Here is a 16281-nt window from a genome sequence, read left to right as displayed (position 1 = left end):
AGTGCACATTACTTATGAATGACTTGAACCCTGCCCACCTGGCCATCCGTCAATCTTACTTTAATACCATGAGGGTGGGTGCTGGAGTTGGTTAAAATATCCTTTACAGTGCCGCTTGTCAGTTTTCCGGTGCGTTGATCTGCTTTAAGTACAATGTCCACAGAGGCACCTGGGGTGATATCTTTCCGGTTTTTACCGTTCATGTTCAATTCAATCCTTTTCAGAGTTATTTGCAGCCTTTCAACCATGCAGTAACTTCAGTATAAGGAAAACTGCGGGCCCAGTCGACTATTAGATAAAATCACAAATTGGCAGTTAGCGAATTTTTTTCAATGGTTCGACAGCAGGGCCATTTAACACTTCACCTGCGATGGAGTAGCGGGAGCCATGGCATGGGCAATCCCAAGTACGGTCGCCGCTATTCCAGGCAACTTCACACCCCATGTGTGTACATGTGGAATCAACGATATGAAGCTGGCCATCATGATCACGGTAACACCCAGCTTTGTCTCCATTCACCTTCACGATTGCTCCTTCATCAATTCCTATGTCTTCCGGCGTTTTATGATTGACAGCCAATTTGCCTTTGATCAGATGCTTGGCCACATCAGCATTATCTTGAATAATATTCTTCACGCCTTTTAAACGGGCAGGATCATACAATTCCGCATACCGGTTATCTCTTTGTAAAATCCGGTCAGTTAAGATCTTGGCGGCAATCGATCCGTTCGTCATTCCCCATTTCGCATAGCCGGTAGCTATCAGGACGTTCTGCTGATTGGATGTCACTGGACCGACGAAGGGGATATTATCCGGTGTCATAATATCCTGTGCCGACCAGCGGTAGGGAATATCTTTCACATCGAAATACTGGGCACTGAATTCCTTCAGTGCTTCATAATGCTCGATCGTCGAGATTCCCTGGCCTGTTTTATGGCCATCTCCGCCAACAAGTATAAGTTTTTCCCCATTGTCCAATTCGGTATAGCGAAGGGAGCGGCTAGGGCTGTCGGCACTGTAATACATCCCGCCTGGATACTCCTGTTCAGTCTTGATGCCAAGCACATAGGACCTACTTACATGAACACGGGCAAAGTATAAGCCCTTTTCATCATTAAAGGGAAAGTGGGAGGCAACGATGACCTGATTGCTTTTGATTGTATGTCCAGTATCGGTCTGAACGGTCGGTGGATCGCCGTCTTCGATCTTCATGGCCGTTGTCCGTTCATAAATGGTGCCACCGCTCTCGAGAATGGTCGAAATGAGGGCAGTTAAGTATTTTAACGGATGAAACTGTGCTTGATCTTTCATTATTACAGCAGCTTTACAAGGAATGGAGAAAGGGATATTCTCCGCATAATCCCCGCGAATGCCGAGTTTTTGATAGGCTTTCAATTCATTTTGAATTTTGCTTTTATATTCCTCAGTATTTGCGTACACATAGGCATCCTGTTCAGTCAAATTACAATCAATGGAATGTTCTTCTACCAAGTCTTTGATCAGCTTCATTCCATCAGCGTTGGCTTCATAATAAAGTTTGGCCTTCTCGACACCATGGTCAGTGATCAACTGGTCATAAATCAAGCCATGCTGAGCCGTGATTTTTGCCGTAGTGTGTCCTGTCGTTCCAGTAAGGATTTCGCCTGCTTCAATCAGTGTGACTTTAACCCCTTGTTTAGCTAGTAGATAAGCAGATGTGATTCCGGTAATTCCGCCGCCCACTATTAAGACATCGGTGGTTATGTCTGTATCTAGTTTAGAAAAAGAAGGGAAAGTTAACTCACTGCGCCAATACGGTTCCGGAAATCGGGGAAGGTCTGTATTTTTTTCAGTCATTTGAATACCTCCATACAGTTCATTAGTTGAATTGTCCATTTATTACCATACCCAAATCCGCTATTTATACGCTTATTTTTGTAAGAAGAAAGATTAAAAAAATACATTATTTGGTTTGTTTACAATTATGTATACATGTAAACAAAAATAGATGTATTGTAAACAAATATGTATACATGTTTACAAACGCGTACACATGGCTATATATAAGGTGTGTACATACTTGTTCCTAATGTAAACAAAAATGAATACAATTCGACAAATGAAAATAAAGCTACAGCTAATGAAGCATTGACTAAAATAGAAATCTCTTCTATCTAGAGTGCTCCACCTAATTTTTTCTATGAAAAGGGGATGTTTTTAGATGAGTTCTAGAATCGTAGCAGTAGACGTAGGAAATGATGCAATTAAAACTATATTCGGAAAGCTAGAGCCTAAAACTATATATGCCAAATGTCATTGCAAAAGACATGAAGATCGGCCAGTCATAGGAATCGAAGAACTGGATGTAAAAAAAACTTGGAAGGGATACATATTAGAGTCCATTCACCGGCCTTGCAAGACAATAATGCCATTTATCGTGTCGGAAATTTAGCGACAAAAAGTGATAACCCAACAGAACTAGATTTGGGGAGCAGTAAATCAGAGGAGGACCAAACATTAGTATTTGCGTATATATAAGCATTTTGTACATTCAATAGAATGTTCTTCTATCAATCCTTTGATAGCTCCGTTCCTTCAGTGTTGGCTCATATAGTATAGTCTGGCCTATTCCTCACTGTAATCAGTAATAAATTGGTCGTAAATCAAGCCGTGCTGCACCGTGATTTTTGCGGTTGTGTGCCCTGTTGTTCTATTAAGGGTCTCATCCGACTCAATGAATGTGGCTTTCACAACTTGCTTGGCTAGTAGATAAGCAGATGTGATTCCGGTAATTCCGCCGCCCACTATTAAGACATCAGTGGTTATGTCTGTATCTAGTTTGGAAAAAGAAGTTAACTCACTGCGCCAATTCGGTTCCGGAAATCGGGGAGGGCTGAATTTTTTCAGTCATTTGAATACCTCCATACAGTTCACTGATTGAATTGGAATTTATTACCATGCGCAAATTCGCTTTTTATACGCTTGTTTTTATAAGAAGAAAGAGTAAAAAAATATATCATTTGGATTGTTTGCAAAAATGCATACATGTAAACAAAAATAGATGTATTGTGCACAAATATGTATACAAGATTACAAACATGTATACATGGCTACATATATGGTGTATACATATTTGTTCCTATTGTAAACAATTTGAAAACAATTCGACAAATATAGCTACAACTTATGAAGGATTGACTATCGAGGCAACTTTTTCTATTCTTAAGGGGAAAGCTTCACTTAAAATTTTTTTCTATAAAAAAGGGGATGTTTTTAGATGAGTTCTAGAATCGCAGCAGTAGACGTAGGAAATGATGCTATCAAGGCTATTTTTGGAAAGCTAGAGTCTGAACTATATATACCAAATGTCATTGCAAAAGACATAGAGGACCGTCCGGTCATTGGGATTGAGGAACTTGATGAAAAAAACCCATTGGAAGGGATTCATATCAGGGTCCATTCACCAGCACTTCAAGATAATAATGCGATTTATCGCGTTGGGAACTTGGCGACAAAAAGTGATAATCCTACCGAATTGGATTTAGGAAGCAGTAAATCGGAAGAAGATCAAACATTAGTCATGCTTTTTGCGGCTCTTGCATTAGACGCTGCCAAGTTGGGGGACAACGATACATTCAAAAAAGTGAATAACGTTGTGGAAGCCAATTATACGCTTGGAACAGGCTTGCCTCTTCGTGAGGTTAAAGAAGGAAAAGACGTCGGGTACCGCTCGAAATTACTCGGATCCGTCCACCAGGTGGAATTTTTAATTACCCCTAAATACCAAGGCATGAAGGTTAATATCAAATTCGATGAAGTGAAAGTCTATCCAGAGGGATTTGCTGCATACATAAATTTGGTCATGGATAAAGATTTGAATATCATTAACCGTGAATTGATCGATAGAAGGATCCTCATCCAGGATATCGGTGGATTATCGACGGATATCGCGGTCATTAAAAATCGTAAAGTTGACGATGACAAGGCACAAGGATTCAATTTGGGAGTAGCTGAAGCCCTTGAATCGATTCGTGAAGAAATCAGGAAGAAGCATGGTGTCGAGCTGGATAGCAGGCGCGACGTCGTCGAAATCATCACGAAGAAAAATGATCGCAACCATATTATGGTTCGCGGAAGCCGGACAAGCGTCCATGATATCGTCGACCGCATTTTAGGTGAACTGGCCAAAAAGCAATATCGTCACCTGCGCAACGTATGGCAAAAAAATTCCCAAACGGAAATCTGCTATTTTGTAGGCGGGGGATCGATTGTCCTGAAAGATTACTTGAAAACATTGAATCAAAATTTCGATGGCTACAATATAGACTTTTTCGAAGATGAACGGGAAAGCGTTTGGATGATGGCAAACGCCTATTATAAATTGATTTCGGACTTTAATCGCCGCCGGAATGCAAAGGAACAGAATCAGTCTCAGCAAAAGAAGAAAGAACAAAGAACGGGCTCCATTAAATAGGTGAGAGAATGAAAAAAACAGCTTCTTCTGAAATTAAAAGAGGACAAGCCATCACTTTTCGTATCCCTTCGGATGTATCAGACTATACGTTAAGACAGCTGCAGAAATTGAAGGAAACGGAAAGAAGGAATTTTTCCAGTAAAATTGCCGAGTATGTTCTCGATGGAGTCGGGCAATCTTCCCATCAGGATCGGGAAATGATTGTCCTGCCCATGCCGAACAAACTAAGCAAATCTCAGCGTGATTGGCTCAAGCATTCCCACTCAGAAGCTATGCTTGGAACGATTATGTACCACCTTTTATCCGATCCTTTACGCGCTACTGCCTTGCTTGCCTCTTTGAACAATAATGTCCTGAATGAGGAATTGTATGTGCAGGCCGAGCCTGAAGAAAAGGAAGTTGAGGAGATTCAGGAAGATCTGCCTAAGAAAGATTTGGATGACTTCGATTGGAATGATTTGGGTGAATCGGAACAACAAGTTGAAGAACCCGAACCTGTGGAGGAAAATCTTGACGATCTTCTGGGTGATTTTCTTGATCAAATGAATCAATGAACTATAGGAGGATATTTGACGCAAGTTGGATATCCTCCTTTTTTGGCGGAAGAAATAAAAAAACACATACCCCTTTCAATTAGGCATAAAAAGAGTATATCAAGCTTCAGCCTTTTCCCGGCCAACATCGGGGAAAGGCTTTTTCTTTTGAATGACGAGTCCCCCTTGTAATCGCCGGACACATTCCTTCTTGGAATAAAGCACGCTCCAAACGGCCATCACTTTTCCATAGTGCCCCAAACACAATCCAGTTTATCCCTTTTATAATTGAAGTTTTTTGTATGGGAAAATTGTCGAATGAACTATACGTTTAAGCGACTGTTCCAAGATTAGCACATCTTATGTGGGTATTGAGAAATGCACATCTCATACCCCTTGTAACATTAGATATGCCCCCCTCTTTTTTTGTCAACTAGTGTGTCCTGGTTTCTGCTCTGGAATATGCATAACAACTGTAAAAAAATGAATAAAAGATATGGGAGTATTCAGATGAAACGATTATATGAAATAACAGGAATATCAGTCCTATGACTATGCCATCACTGACCGAAGTTGGGCCTGAAATCCATGTACAGGACAAAACGGTTTATAACCGCCTGGATGACTGGATTTCCATCTCGGCCTTCCTTGACTGGAACAAACCTAATGTGATGAAAAAGCAGGAGGAAGGATGGCTGTACAAGATGCTAGTGGGTTTCAAAGTTAAAACGCCCCATTCTAAAATAGGGACATGCCTTACCTATATTAAGTGTTACATTTGCTTTCTGGGGTGAATGCAATAGGGAGAGCATTACTCTGTAAGTCAAATTGAATCAAATTGGGTAAAAGAGGAAGTGGAAAAGTGAAGATTCTTTATTTGCATCAATATTTCAATATCGATAAAGGCAGTACCCGATCTTATGAAATAGCTAAATTTTTAGTCTCTAAAAATAATAAAGTCACCATCATCACCGGTAATTCCGTAGATTCACGTGAGGGAATAAAGATCATCTCAACCAAAACTAAATATAAACAAGAATATAGTTACCTGAAAAGATTATTATCGTTTGTTCATTATATGTATAAAAGTTTTTTCATTGGGGTGAAGGAGAAAGGGGTAGACATTGTTTATGCTTCCTCGACCCCTTTGACAATTGGATTGATAGGTATGCTTCTTGCTAAGGTGAAGCGCAGCGAATTTGTGTTTGAGGTAAGGGATTTATGGCCAGATATACCTATTGAGTTGGGAATCATCAGACATGGATGGTTAAAGAGAATTTTATTGAAGCTAGAAAGCATGATTTATTCTTCAGCTGATAAAATCATCGTGCTTTCGCCTGGAATGAAAGAAGATTTATTGAGAAAAGGAGTTAAACGGGAAAAAATTGCTACGGTTACTAACTTTGCGGATATAGACTATTTTTCCCGGATTTGTTCCGGAGATAAAGAAGAAGCATTGGATAAATTAGGTTTAAAAGCGAAGTTTATCTGTTTATATGCAGGCACATTAGGATTTATCAATAATATCGATTAAATTTTACAGCTTGCTGAAAAGACGGATGACCCCGATATTGTCTATCTAATTGTAGGAGATGGAAAGGAAAAAGAACGCTTAATTCAAGTGAAAGAGAGCAAAAAATTAAACAACGTCATTTTCTTGGATCAGGTATCTAAAAAAGAAGCGTACTTATTAATGGCCGTATCTCATATAGGTCTGTGTTTTGTACGTGATAATGAAATATTGGATAGGAATAGTCAAAATAAACTTTTTGATTTTTGGGCAGCCGGAAAACCAACATTAATAAACTATAAAGGCTGGCAGCATGAGGTCATGACAAAATATGATGCAGGTCACGGTTTTGAATATAGTGAACGATCAAAGATGATAGAGTATGTAAAATCAATGAAAAGTGACAAACGAATGTATCTGAAAATACAAAAAAATATAGAGCGTTTAACCCTGAATTATGAGAAAACCAAATTGATTTCAAAACTGGAGAGAACACTGACGGAATTGGTTGATAATGATCATTGAATATTCATGAACAATGGGTCATTCAGAATTTGATATATTTGTCTGCATCTCACTTAACGTCTATTGAAAGATCTAATTTTGGAAAAGGATGGAGTTCCATGGAGACTATCGTAAATACAAAGCCAGTGATAACAGGTTGGGTAAAACGGGAATACCTTAAGAACATTGAGCGGATTTTGGATTCTGGAAGGTTAATCTTAGGTGAGTATACTCGGAAATTTGAAGAAAGCGTCAGACAATACAATGATTCTAAGTATGCTGTCGCCCTTTCCAGTGCAACGGCCGCCATTGAAATTATTTTAAAGTATCTAGATGTCGAAGGCAAAGAAGTGATCATGCCAAGCAATACGTTCATTTCTCCAGTATATGCGGTGAAAAATGCGAAAGGAAGGGTCGTTCTTTGTGACATTAATTTAGAGGATTTCAATTTGGATTTAAATAGCCTGAAGAACGCCGTGACTCCTAAAACGAAAGTTGTCCTAATTACGTATATTGCTGGAAGGATCCCTGATAACATCTTTGAGATTAAAGAGTTTTGTGATGAGAATGATCTTTATCTAATCGAAGATGCTTCACATGCTTTTGGTGCCAGTATAAATGGATATAAAGCAGGCACAATTGGATTTGCTGGGGTTTTTTCCATGTACCCCACTAAAATTATTACAAGTGCCACAGGCGGTGTCATTACATCGGATGATATAGATTTAATCAAATACTGTGAATTGTTAAGGCACCATGGGAATGAAAATGGTGCAGTCAATCAAGTATTATCCGGTGACATGCTTCTTAGTGAATTTAATGCATTGCTTGGTTATCTGCAAGTTCAGGAAGCTTATGGGATGATCCAGGTCAGGCAGGAAATCTTCAGTTTCTATAAAGAAAATTTGAAAGAGGTTTTTCATGAGCACGGTCTTCACTTCCAAGCTTCATCTGACCACAATATATCTTCATTTTATAAAATTATCGTCATGTGTAAAAGCAAAGAGCAATGCGAAACATTTAAAAAGCATTTAAACGATTGTCATATAAGCACCGGGCATTGTTATGGGGTCCCATTACATTTACAGCCCACATTGCTAGAGGAATATCCCCTTGCATCTCTCCCGAATGCCGATAGATTTCGGGAATCTCATTTCACGTTGCCATGTCACTTGGATCTGCCAGATGAGGATCTGAAATACATAGTGGCGAAATGTAAACAGGCAGTGGAACATGGCGATTAAAAATAGGATTGGAGTGGTGGGGTCAGGTCCAATAAGCTGTGCCATGATTGATGCCATTAATGAAAGTTCAAATGGAGAGGTGATGGGAATTTGGGGGAGAAGATCTCATATTGCCAAGGAGCTTGCAAAAGAAAAAGGAGTTTCTAAAGTTTATGGATCCCTGAATGAAGTGTTTGAAGATGTTGAGCTGGATACTGTTTATATAGCCACTCCTAATGCCTCTCATTATGATCAAGCGATGGCAGCCATTGAGCATGGAAAGAACGTTATTGTGGAGAAAACGGCATTCATGACAGCAGATCAGGCCAATCGGGTTTTCGATGCGGCAGAAAAACAAAATGTTTTTGTGTTTGAGGCAGTAAGATCCATCTATGAACCCAACTTTCAAATTTTAAAGAATGCTATGAAAAAGGTAGGGAAAATCCATGGGGCAACCCTAAAGTACCAAAACTATTCCATGCAGTATTCGGCCTTATTAAAAGGGGAGAAAGCTCCAATTTTCGATGAAAATCATGGTGGAGGGGCCTTAAGAACGATTGGAATTTATCCTATTTATGCGGCCATTCAATTATTTGGTGTTCCCGTTAAAAGTTATTATTTTAAACAACTGATCGTAAAAAATATTGATTTAGGCGGTACGTGCATTTTTGAATATGAAGGTTTTAAAATAACGATGTTGATTTCAAAAATTAACTTAACGAATGATTCGATATCGGAAATTTACGGAGAGAACGGAACATTAAGTTTTCACTCGTTATACGATATCCGCACAATAAGTTACCGCAGTATCATTAACGACATTGAAGAAACGATAAGTGAACCTATCAGTGATAATAGTTTGCTTTATGAAATCACTGAATTTTCAAAATGCATTTTAATGAAAGATGTAACGGTCTACATGGAACAAAAGAACATGACGCTTAAAGCGATATCTATCATTGAACAAGCTTTAAATGGAGGAACATGATGAAAAAAATATTGCTAGTAACAGCACACCCGGATGATGCGGAAATTAGTATGGGCGGTACCATTCGTAAGCTATTGAACCAAGGACATTACATTATCAACATCATATTTTCCATCCCTTCGAATATCGAGGTCAGGAAACAAGAGGCAATAGAGTCATCAAAGAATTTCGGATATGAGGTACAGTTTTCTAAGTACTGTGAGGGTAATAACGTTGAGGATATCCCTCTTCATAAATTAATAAACGAGCTGGACGATATCATTGAAAAGATGGATCCAGACGAAGTCTACACACATTGGATGAATGACAGTCATCAAGATCATCAAAAGTTATCAAAGGTGGTAAGAAGCTGTTTCAGGAAAAAACAGTTCACCATATATGAATTCGAACAAATCAATCAAAATAATAACATCGCTGCCAATCAATTTCACCCAAATATTTATAGTGATATTACAGAGTTCATGGAAGATAAAAAACGTATGATTACCGTGTTCCAATCACAGCTAACCGGTTATATGGGGCATTATTTAGTGAATGCGGAGCATATCGGCAGTTGGAGGGGTTCCCAAGTGAATTGCAAATACGCGGAGACATTCCTATTAATTTTTTCAAAAGAGGTTTTGTAGGTGGAAAAAAAGAAGATAGTCACAGTTCACCAGCCCAATTTCCTGCCATGGATTGGTTTGATTCATAAGGTTTTCAAATCGGACGTTTTTATATATTTGGCCGATGTGAAATACTCTTCAAGTAATTTTCAAAATAAAACATATATTCTAGGTGCTGATGGAAAAGAGTCAAGGCTAACTGTACCGCTTCAAAAAAAGCCTGAAATGTTACATGAAAAATTAATCAGTTATCATTCCCCCAATCAAAAATGGAAAAGGAATCATTTGAAGCAAATATCGGAAGTTTATAAAAAAACTCGGCACTTTCAAGATTTTTTCCCGCTGTTGGAAGAAGCATATCAAAAAGAACACGCTTTGTTAGTCGATTTGAATATTCATTTATTTGAATTGATTTTAAAGTATTTAAACTATGAAGGGGAAACACACCTTTCCAATGATTTTAACACTTCCTTTGGAAAAACAAAGAGATTAGTCAGCTTGGTTAAGCAAACCGGAGGTACATGCTATTTAAGCGGGAGAAGCGGAAAGGATTACTTGGAAGAAGAATTGTTTCATAAAGAAGGTATTGAAGTCGTTTATCAAAAGTTCATACATCCCGTTTATTATGTGAAAAATGAAAAAGAATGTGTAAAAAATTTATCGATTCTAGACTGGATCATGCACTATCCGGCGGATCAAATAAAAGAAACGTTAACGAAAGATAAATTAGTCAAATCAGAACAATGTAAATGAGTATATAAAATAGAGATGTGGCGTGGTCGAAAATATGAAAATAAAAAATGAATTTATAAATAAAATCCTTTTATTATTAACAGGGAATTCACTTGCACAGCTTATTCTATTCGCCAGTTCTCCCATACTGACAAGAATATATACTCCAGAAGATTTTGGTGTATTTTCAACCTATACGTCACTTTTGGCCATTCTCATGTCATTCTCATCTCTTTGTTTAGAAAAGGCGATTCCTTTAGAAAAAAAACATAGTAATACGGTTCACTTGATGTACATTAGCATGTTTACGATTGCCGTCGTTTGTATCCTGAATATAGGTTTAGGCTTCCTTAATCTATCATTATTTCGATTATACGGTATAGAAGCTTCGATTATGAATGACCTTTTCCTTTCAATTGGCCTGTTTTTTGCTGGAATCTATCAAGTGATGAGTTACTGGATGTTAAAAGAAGATAAGTTTAAAGGGCTAACTCATTCTAAACTGCTTCAATCGACTAGCAATGTAATAAGTCAGTTCTCACTTATTTCCATTAATCATGTGACTCCAGGAATAGGTTTAATAGCGGGAGATATGATTGGACGGGGAATAACCCTTGTGTACATTTGGCGATATTTCTTAAAGCGAATGCATTGGCCGAAAGTGAACGATAGGAGAATAGGTTATTTGCTTAAAAAATATGAGAAATTCGCCAAGTACTCCACATGGTCAACTCTCTTAAGTTCCTTATCTATACAAATCATTTTTTTGTTATTGATGCGTCTATACGGACCAGACGTGACAGGGCATTTTTCCATGGCTACAAAAACGATCGGTTTACCCATTAGTTTGTTGGGAGCGAGTATTTCGACAGTATTCTATGCCGAAGTGGCAAAAAGCATTTCAAATGAACCGGGAAGGGTTTTACATTTGTATAAGAGCATTATTACTAAAACGGCCATGTTAGGTGTGCCGATAATAGTAATTTTGGCATGGATAGCACCCGGTCTCTTCAGCTTTTTTTTTGGAGAAGAGTGGCGTGTTTCCGGCGAATATGTGACATTGATGTCATTTATGTTTTTAAGTCAAGTGATTGTCATGCCAGTTTCCCAAATATTGTTCTTAATCAAAAAACAAAGGACTCAGCTCTTATGGGATGTTTCAAGGCTGTTACTGTCATCTATTGGAGTACTGGCCATTTTCATTTCAGGGGGTTCAGCTGAAACAGCCATCTTATACTTTAGCATTTGTATGGGGGCCAGTTACTACTTTTTTGCTCTCCTTGGCTATAGGGCGATACATTCCATAGATCGAGAGGATAATCTGAAAAAATGAAGCAGATTCAACTGGGCCTGGTAGGAGTGTACGTCTGGTTACTGGATATATCCTACGTTTACTTTATTTCCCCTGAATTTGCTTATATGGGGTATATATATCGGCAACATCCAAGTGCTGTCATGATAGTCATTTCCATGTTTTTTATTATATTGCCAGCCATATTCATAAAAAAGGAACTGGATAAGCCGTCGGAACTCGTTTTCTGGATTTTGTATTTTATTGTCTATATACCGGTAGTATGGGTTCCGAACTATTTATTTACGCTGCAGCCTGATTTTATATATACGAATGTTCTTTTGTTTTTTTGTTTACTTACCATTGGAAATGTAAATAGATTGCCAGCCATGAAGATTTCACCTCCTAATGTTAATCCCGGTCTATTAAAAATCATTTTTGTTATAACATTATTGATTTTTTTTCTTTACATCTTCAAAGTTTCGGGGGGAATTAGTTTAAAGCCTCCTATAAATTCTGAGGATATCTATGATAAGCGAATGACTTTTCGAACAAAACTAACCCCTCTTGCAGGCTATATTATACAGTGGCTTGCAAAAGTGTGTAATCCATTAATCGTGACTATTGGCTTATGCAAAAAAAAATATACCTATGTGGTTATTGGACTAGGGCTGCAATACCTTTTGTACACCGTCAATGGCTTGAAATCCACTCTTTTATCGACTGGATTATTAATCATTGTATTTATTGCTTTTCGGAAGAAGGGAAGGGATTTTTCCATCCTTTTTTGTATCAGTCTTTGCTCGTTGTTAGGCATCAGCATTTTTCTGGATTTTATCCTTGATCAGGCTTATTTTTCTAATTTGTTTGCCAGAAGGATGATCATCACACCGGGCTTGCTGACAAGCTATTATGTAGACTTCTTTTCAACTCATCCAAAAGCCTTGCTGTCGTATAGCATTTTAGAAAAATTCATAGATCCTGTTTATGACAAGAGTCCGCCATACATTATCGGTACAGAGTACTTTGGCCGACCTGAAATGGCAGCCAATGCCAATATGTTCGCTGATGCTTTTGCTAATTTCGGTTATATTGGATTCTTGGTTTATACAGTGATCTTGGCAGCGATATTATGGTTTTATGATAGCCTGACGCAAAATGAAAAGTGGAAAGGTGTCGGCATAATCCTGTTTGTTGTTCCTGCATGGTGTTTAGCGGATACTGCGCTTACCACAACGTTTGTGACAGGCGGGATGTTTTTTACTTTCGTTATCATGTATTTATTGTTAGGGTCAGATTTACAAAAGGGAGATAACAGATGAAGTTATTTTATAATATTAGTTCTGTGCACCCATGGAATGATACGAGGATTTATTTTCGGCAAGCCTTTTCTTTTGGAGAAACGGGAATGTACAAGGTGAGGCATATAGCGATTGAAAGTAACCTAATTCCTGATCATATACCGGCCAATATAGAAGTTGAACTGTTGCCTAAGAGATCCAGGAAGGGACGTATGTTAAATTGGACTGCTCTCTTCCTCAAGATTAAGAAGGATAAACCTGATGTGATTCAGTTTCATGATCCGGAGCTGCTGATTTTAATGAGTATCATTAGGAGGATTCCCGGTTATCATCCAGTCATTGTTTATGACATGCATGAAAATGTACCAAAGGTCCTTATGAGAAAAAAAATCCCCGGAATTGCATTGAGAATGTATCGTCATTTGGAGAAACGATTGCTAAGTGCATGCAGCGGGGTCGTGTTTGCAGAAATGACGTATAAAGAGGATTATCAGTTCTTAACTTGTCCAACAACAGATGTTTACAATTACCCGAAAATTACTGAAATGAAAGAAAACAGAAGAAAAGAAGATGTTTTCACCTTTATCTACCTAGGAAGCATCTCTGATATACGTGGCGGGGAAACCATGCTGCTTCTTGCAAAAAGATTAGTAGAATTAAAGAAAGTGTTTCATATGAAGATCATTGGAACGGGCAGTGAAGGATACATCGAAAAATTGAAAACATTCATCCTGGACAATGGCTTGGAAGATTATATCAGACTAGAGGGTGTAATGGCCTTTGATAAAGCATTCGAATCCATCCAGAAGGCACATGCAGGCATGGCATTTTTAGTTCCTGATCCTAATTTCATGGGTGGTAAAACAACAAAGTGTTTTGAATATATGGCCGCTGGCATTCCATTTATGGTTTCTGATTTTCTTATTCAAGATGTACTGGATAAATGGAGCTGTGGAGTGTCGGCCGATGTAGCGAACATGGATGATATGGTTCAAAAAGCGGTTTATTTACTGGAATCCCCAGCCAGGGCCGCGAACATGGGGGAACGGGGAAAAGCTGCATATAGACAAGAATATAATTGGGAGAATGAAGAGGAAAAACTACTATCTCTGTTTGATGAATTAAATTCATGCTCCTAGGAGGTTTGCTATGGGATTATTTAAATGGATAAATAAATTGGCGTTTATCAGTAACTGGGGGAGACTGGGCGGAATCCACGGAATAATCGTCATGTTTGTTTACCGGATAGGCAATATCATTTACTATAAAGTGAACGTTCCAATCTTAAAACAAGTATTATGGATTTTGTACCGCATGATTGATTTGTTAATTATAAGACTCTTCATGAACTGTGAATTTCCTGCGCAAGCTCAAATAGGAAAAAAATTGCATCTCCCGCATGGAGCTAAAGGCATTATCATCAATCCGTTTACAAAAATAGGGGATCACGTTACAATATTGCACCAAGTAACGTTCGGGCAAAGTAAAGAAAGCAGAAAAGCTCCTGAGGTTTGCGATTATGCATATATTGGAGTGGGCGCTAAAATATTGGGCGGCATCCGAATTGGCAATAATTCGAAAGTGGGAGCCAATGCAGTTGTTTTGACATCCGTTCCCGATCATTGCACGGCAGTTGGAGTGCCAAGTGTGATTAAAGGTAAGCAGAAAGAAAACGTTATAAAATAATTGAGCGTTAACAAATAAAGGAGTGTTCAATTAGCTTAATTGAACACTCCTTTTTATTATCCCCATGGTGCCCTTCATGAGATGATCAAGCCAGGAAAATCAGTTGATAAAGAAATAGAGCAGCAAACATGTACACGAACGGATGCACTTCACGGAATTTGCCTCTTGCCATTTTTAAAATGGGGTAGGCGATGAATCCGAGTGCGATCCCGTTGGCGATGCTTGATGTCAACGGCATGGCGACAATGACCAAAAAGGCTGGGAATGATTCATCAAAGTGTGTCCAGTCAATTTCATTAATGCTCTTAATCATCATACTTCCCACGATGATCAAGCTAGGTGCCGTGATGGCCGCTACATTTGAGACAGCTCCTATCAGCGGGCTGAAGAAGGCGGTTATTAAGAAAAGGATGGCCACCACCAACGCGGTTAAACCTGTCTTGCCGCCCGCTCCAACACCAGCTGATGATTCAACCGAGGCAGCGGTCGGGCTTGTACCGAACATGGCGCCAACAGTAGTGCCGACTGAATCTGCAAAGAAGGCACTGCCGGATTTTTCAAGCTTATTATCCTTCAGCAATCCAGCTTGACGGACAATGCCCAATAAAGCACCGGTCGTATCGAATAGCATGACAAGCAAGATGGAGAAGACGACGCCATAAAGCCCGTAGTTAATAACATCGGCGATAGATGTGATGGGATTGGCGACTATGATCCCTTCAGGTAATGAAGGGGTGGAAACCAGACCGTTAATTTCCAATTGGCCTGTAAAGAAAGCGATTATGGCAGTCACGATCATTCCGATGAATATCGCTCCCTGCACATTGCGAACGATCAGTACGGTCGTTATGACCAAACCAACCAATGTAAGCGCCACACTGGGGTCCCTGAAGCTTCCGAGGGTAACCAGGTTGGATTCATGCTGTGTGACGACACCTGACAAACGCAGTCCGATGAAGGTGATGAAAAGCCCGATTCCGGCACTGATAGCGTGTTTCAAGTTATTTGGTATGGCCTCGATCAATTTTGAGCGGAAAGAGGTTAGGGATAAAAGGATAAAGATGATGCCCGTAACAAAGACTGCAGAGAAAGCAACTGTGTATGAGATATCATGGGTTCCCAATACCGAGTATGCAAAATAAGCATTCAATCCCATTGCCGGTGCTATGACAATTGGGTAATTGGCTAAAAGGGCCATGCATAGGGTACCGACTATTATTGCGATTATGGTTGCTGTAAATGCCTGGTCGAATGGAACACCGGCATCAGAAAGGATCATGGGGTTTACAACGATGATATAAGCCAGTGTTAAAAAGGTTGTAAGCCCCGCAAGTACTTCCGTCTTAATATTTGAATTCCGTTCTTTTAATTTAAACATGCGGTCACTCCTTTTTTCTATACAAAAAATCCTTGCAAAAATCTACAAGGAGGAGATGCTTACCCTTTTTCAAGTAA

At 39.0% G+C, this 16281-nt stretch carries 17 protein-coding genes and 1 pseudogene; 14 read left to right on the top strand and 4 right to left on the bottom strand.

Annotation, left to right across the window (positions count from 1 at the left end; translation table 11 throughout):
* Positions 1–8 precede the first annotated feature (8 nt).
* Together ACFVS1_RS20310 and ACFVS1_RS20305 are read right to left on the bottom strand one after the other, a co-directional pair.
* Positions 9–203: a YwbE family protein gene (locus ACFVS1_RS20310; protein ID WP_034316239.1), complete on the bottom strand. Its 195-nt coding sequence runs from the start codon at positions 201–203 to the stop codon at positions 9–11.
* A 112-nt stretch (positions 204–315) separates the two neighbouring features.
* Positions 316–1836: an FAD-dependent oxidoreductase gene (locus ACFVS1_RS20305; RefSeq protein ID WP_352924250.1), complete on the bottom strand. Its 1521-nt coding sequence runs from the start codon at positions 1834–1836 to the stop codon at positions 316–318.
* Positions 1837–2200: 364 nt separating this feature from the next.
* Between ACFVS1_RS20305 and ACFVS1_RS20300 the strand changes: the two are divergent.
* Positions 2201–2511 (top strand): annotated as a pseudogene (locus ACFVS1_RS20300) (ParM/StbA family protein); the annotation flags it as partial.
* A 93-nt stretch (positions 2512–2604) separates the two neighbouring features.
* Here the strand turns inward: ACFVS1_RS20300 and ACFVS1_RS20295 are convergent.
* Positions 2605–2787: an FAD-dependent oxidoreductase gene (locus tag ACFVS1_RS20295; RefSeq protein ID WP_387550140.1), complete on the bottom strand. Its 183-nt coding sequence runs from the start codon at positions 2785–2787 to the stop codon at positions 2605–2607.
* Positions 2788–3256: 469 nt separating this feature from the next.
* On the opposite strand from ACFVS1_RS20295, the gene ACFVS1_RS20290 reads away from it, so the two are divergent.
* The 13 genes from ACFVS1_RS20290 (at position 3257) to ACFVS1_RS20230 (ending at position 14826) form a co-directional block, all read left to right on the top strand.
* Complete coding sequence (locus ACFVS1_RS20290; protein ID WP_057278235.1) at positions 3257–4453, top strand: ParM/StbA family protein; 1197 nt, start codon at positions 3257–3259, stop codon at positions 4451–4453.
* A gap of 8 nt (positions 4454–4461) precedes the next feature.
* Positions 4462–5007, top strand: a complete 546-nt coding sequence (locus ACFVS1_RS20285) for a hypothetical protein (protein WP_352924248.1) — start codon at positions 4462–4464, stop codon at positions 5005–5007.
* A gap of 527 nt (positions 5008–5534) precedes the next feature.
* Entirely contained in the window at positions 5535–5780 is a 246-nt protein-coding gene (locus ACFVS1_RS20280) for a hypothetical protein (protein WP_387550029.1), read from the top strand.
* 68 nt (positions 5781–5848) lie between these two features.
* Positions 5849–6520: a glycosyltransferase family 4 protein gene (locus ACFVS1_RS20275; protein ID WP_387550027.1), complete on the top strand. Its 672-nt coding sequence runs from the start codon at positions 5849–5851 to the stop codon at positions 6518–6520.
* Between the two features lie 87 nt (positions 6521–6607).
* Positions 6608–7021: a glycosyltransferase family protein gene (locus ACFVS1_RS20270; RefSeq protein ID WP_387550025.1), complete on the top strand. Its 414-nt coding sequence runs from the start codon at positions 6608–6610 to the stop codon at positions 7019–7021.
* A gap of 98 nt (positions 7022–7119) precedes the next feature.
* Positions 7120–8244: a DegT/DnrJ/EryC1/StrS family aminotransferase gene (locus tag ACFVS1_RS20265; RefSeq protein WP_387550023.1), complete on the top strand. Its 1125-nt coding sequence runs from the start codon at positions 7120–7122 to the stop codon at positions 8242–8244.
* Complete coding sequence (locus ACFVS1_RS20260; protein ID WP_387550021.1) at positions 8234–9211, top strand: Gfo/Idh/MocA family protein; 978 nt, start codon at positions 8234–8236, stop codon at positions 9209–9211. Before ACFVS1_RS20265 ends, ACFVS1_RS20260 begins: the two co-directional genes overlap by 11 nt.
* Positions 9211–9837, top strand: coding sequence for a PIG-L deacetylase family protein (locus tag ACFVS1_RS20255; RefSeq protein ID WP_352924241.1), 627 nt, complete (start codon positions 9211–9213; stop codon positions 9835–9837). Before ACFVS1_RS20260 ends, ACFVS1_RS20255 begins: the two co-directional genes overlap by 1 nt.
* Positions 9838–10569 (top strand): WbqC family protein, encoded by a 732-nt coding sequence (locus ACFVS1_RS20250; RefSeq protein ID WP_387550019.1) that lies wholly within the window; start codon positions 9838–9840, stop codon positions 10567–10569.
* A 34-nt stretch (positions 10570–10603) separates the two neighbouring features.
* On the top strand, positions 10604–11881 hold the full coding sequence (locus tag ACFVS1_RS20245) for an oligosaccharide flippase family protein (RefSeq protein WP_387550017.1): 1278 nt from the start codon (positions 10604–10606) through the stop codon (positions 11879–11881).
* Positions 11878–13161: a hypothetical protein gene (locus ACFVS1_RS20240; protein ID WP_387550015.1), complete on the top strand. Its 1284-nt coding sequence runs from the start codon at positions 11878–11880 to the stop codon at positions 13159–13161. Before ACFVS1_RS20245 ends, ACFVS1_RS20240 begins: the two co-directional genes overlap by 4 nt.
* A complete protein-coding gene (locus ACFVS1_RS20235) occupies positions 13158–14279 on the top strand; it encodes a glycosyltransferase (RefSeq protein ID WP_387550013.1) in 1122 nt (373 codons plus the stop codon). Before ACFVS1_RS20240 ends, ACFVS1_RS20235 begins: the two co-directional genes overlap by 4 nt.
* Positions 14280–14289: 10 nt before the next feature.
* Positions 14290–14826: a serine O-acetyltransferase gene (locus tag ACFVS1_RS20230; RefSeq protein WP_387550011.1), complete on the top strand. Its 537-nt coding sequence runs from the start codon at positions 14290–14292 to the stop codon at positions 14824–14826.
* Positions 14827–14911: 85 nt separating this feature from the next.
* Here the strand turns inward: ACFVS1_RS20230 and ACFVS1_RS20225 are convergent, their stop codons facing one another.
* A complete protein-coding gene (locus ACFVS1_RS20225; protein WP_387550009.1) occupies positions 14912–16204 on the bottom strand; it encodes an NCS2 family permease in 1293 nt (430 codons plus the stop codon).
* Positions 16205–16281: the final 77 nt, after the last annotated feature.

Origin of the sequence: Peribacillus sp. NPDC058075 (genome assembly GCF_042885195.1) — a bacterium.
Classification (GTDB): Bacteria; Bacillota; Bacilli; order Bacillales; family DSM-1321; genus Peribacillus.
The sequence above is the reverse complement of the archived record's forward strand: the minus strand, read 5'-3'. Positions and strand labels throughout refer to the sequence as shown.

What these genes read in the sequence shown, in the direction of transcription:
- ACFVS1_RS20240 (WP_387550015.1), top strand. Translation starts at nt 11,878, where the DNA reads ATGAAGCAGATTCAACTGGGCCTGGTAGGAGTGTACGTCTGGTTACTG.
- ACFVS1_RS20310 (WP_034316239.1), bottom strand. Translation starts at nt 203, where the DNA reads ATGAACGGTAAAAACCGGAAAGATATCACCCCAGGTGCCTCTGTGGAC.
- ACFVS1_RS20225 (WP_387550009.1), bottom strand. Translation starts at nt 16,204, where the DNA reads ATGTTTAAATTAAAAGAACGGAATTCAAATATTAAGACGGAAGTACTT.
- ACFVS1_RS20260 (WP_387550021.1), top strand. Translation starts at nt 8,234, where the DNA reads ATGGCGATTAAAAATAGGATTGGAGTGGTGGGGTCAGGTCCAATAAGC.
- ACFVS1_RS20265 (WP_387550023.1), top strand. Translation starts at nt 7,120, where the DNA reads ATGGAGACTATCGTAAATACAAAGCCAGTGATAACAGGTTGGGTAAAA.
- ACFVS1_RS20235 (WP_387550013.1), top strand. Translation starts at nt 13,158, where the DNA reads ATGAAGTTATTTTATAATATTAGTTCTGTGCACCCATGGAATGATACG.
- ACFVS1_RS20285 (WP_352924248.1), top strand. Translation starts at nt 4,462, where the DNA reads ATGAAAAAAACAGCTTCTTCTGAAATTAAAAGAGGACAAGCCATCACT.
- ACFVS1_RS20305 (WP_352924250.1), bottom strand. Translation starts at nt 1,836, where the DNA reads ATGACTGAAAAAAATACAGACCTTCCCCGATTTCCGGAACCGTATTGG.
- ACFVS1_RS20290 (WP_057278235.1), top strand. Translation starts at nt 3,257, where the DNA reads ATGAGTTCTAGAATCGCAGCAGTAGACGTAGGAAATGATGCTATCAAG.
- ACFVS1_RS20245 (WP_387550017.1), top strand. Translation starts at nt 10,604, where the DNA reads ATGAAAATAAAAAATGAATTTATAAATAAAATCCTTTTATTATTAACA.
- ACFVS1_RS20230 (WP_387550011.1), top strand. Translation starts at nt 14,290, where the DNA reads ATGGGATTATTTAAATGGATAAATAAATTGGCGTTTATCAGTAACTGG.
- ACFVS1_RS20280 (WP_387550029.1), top strand. Translation starts at nt 5,535, where the DNA reads ATGACTATGCCATCACTGACCGAAGTTGGGCCTGAAATCCATGTACAG.
- ACFVS1_RS20255 (WP_352924241.1), top strand. Translation starts at nt 9,211, where the DNA reads ATGAAAAAAATATTGCTAGTAACAGCACACCCGGATGATGCGGAAATT.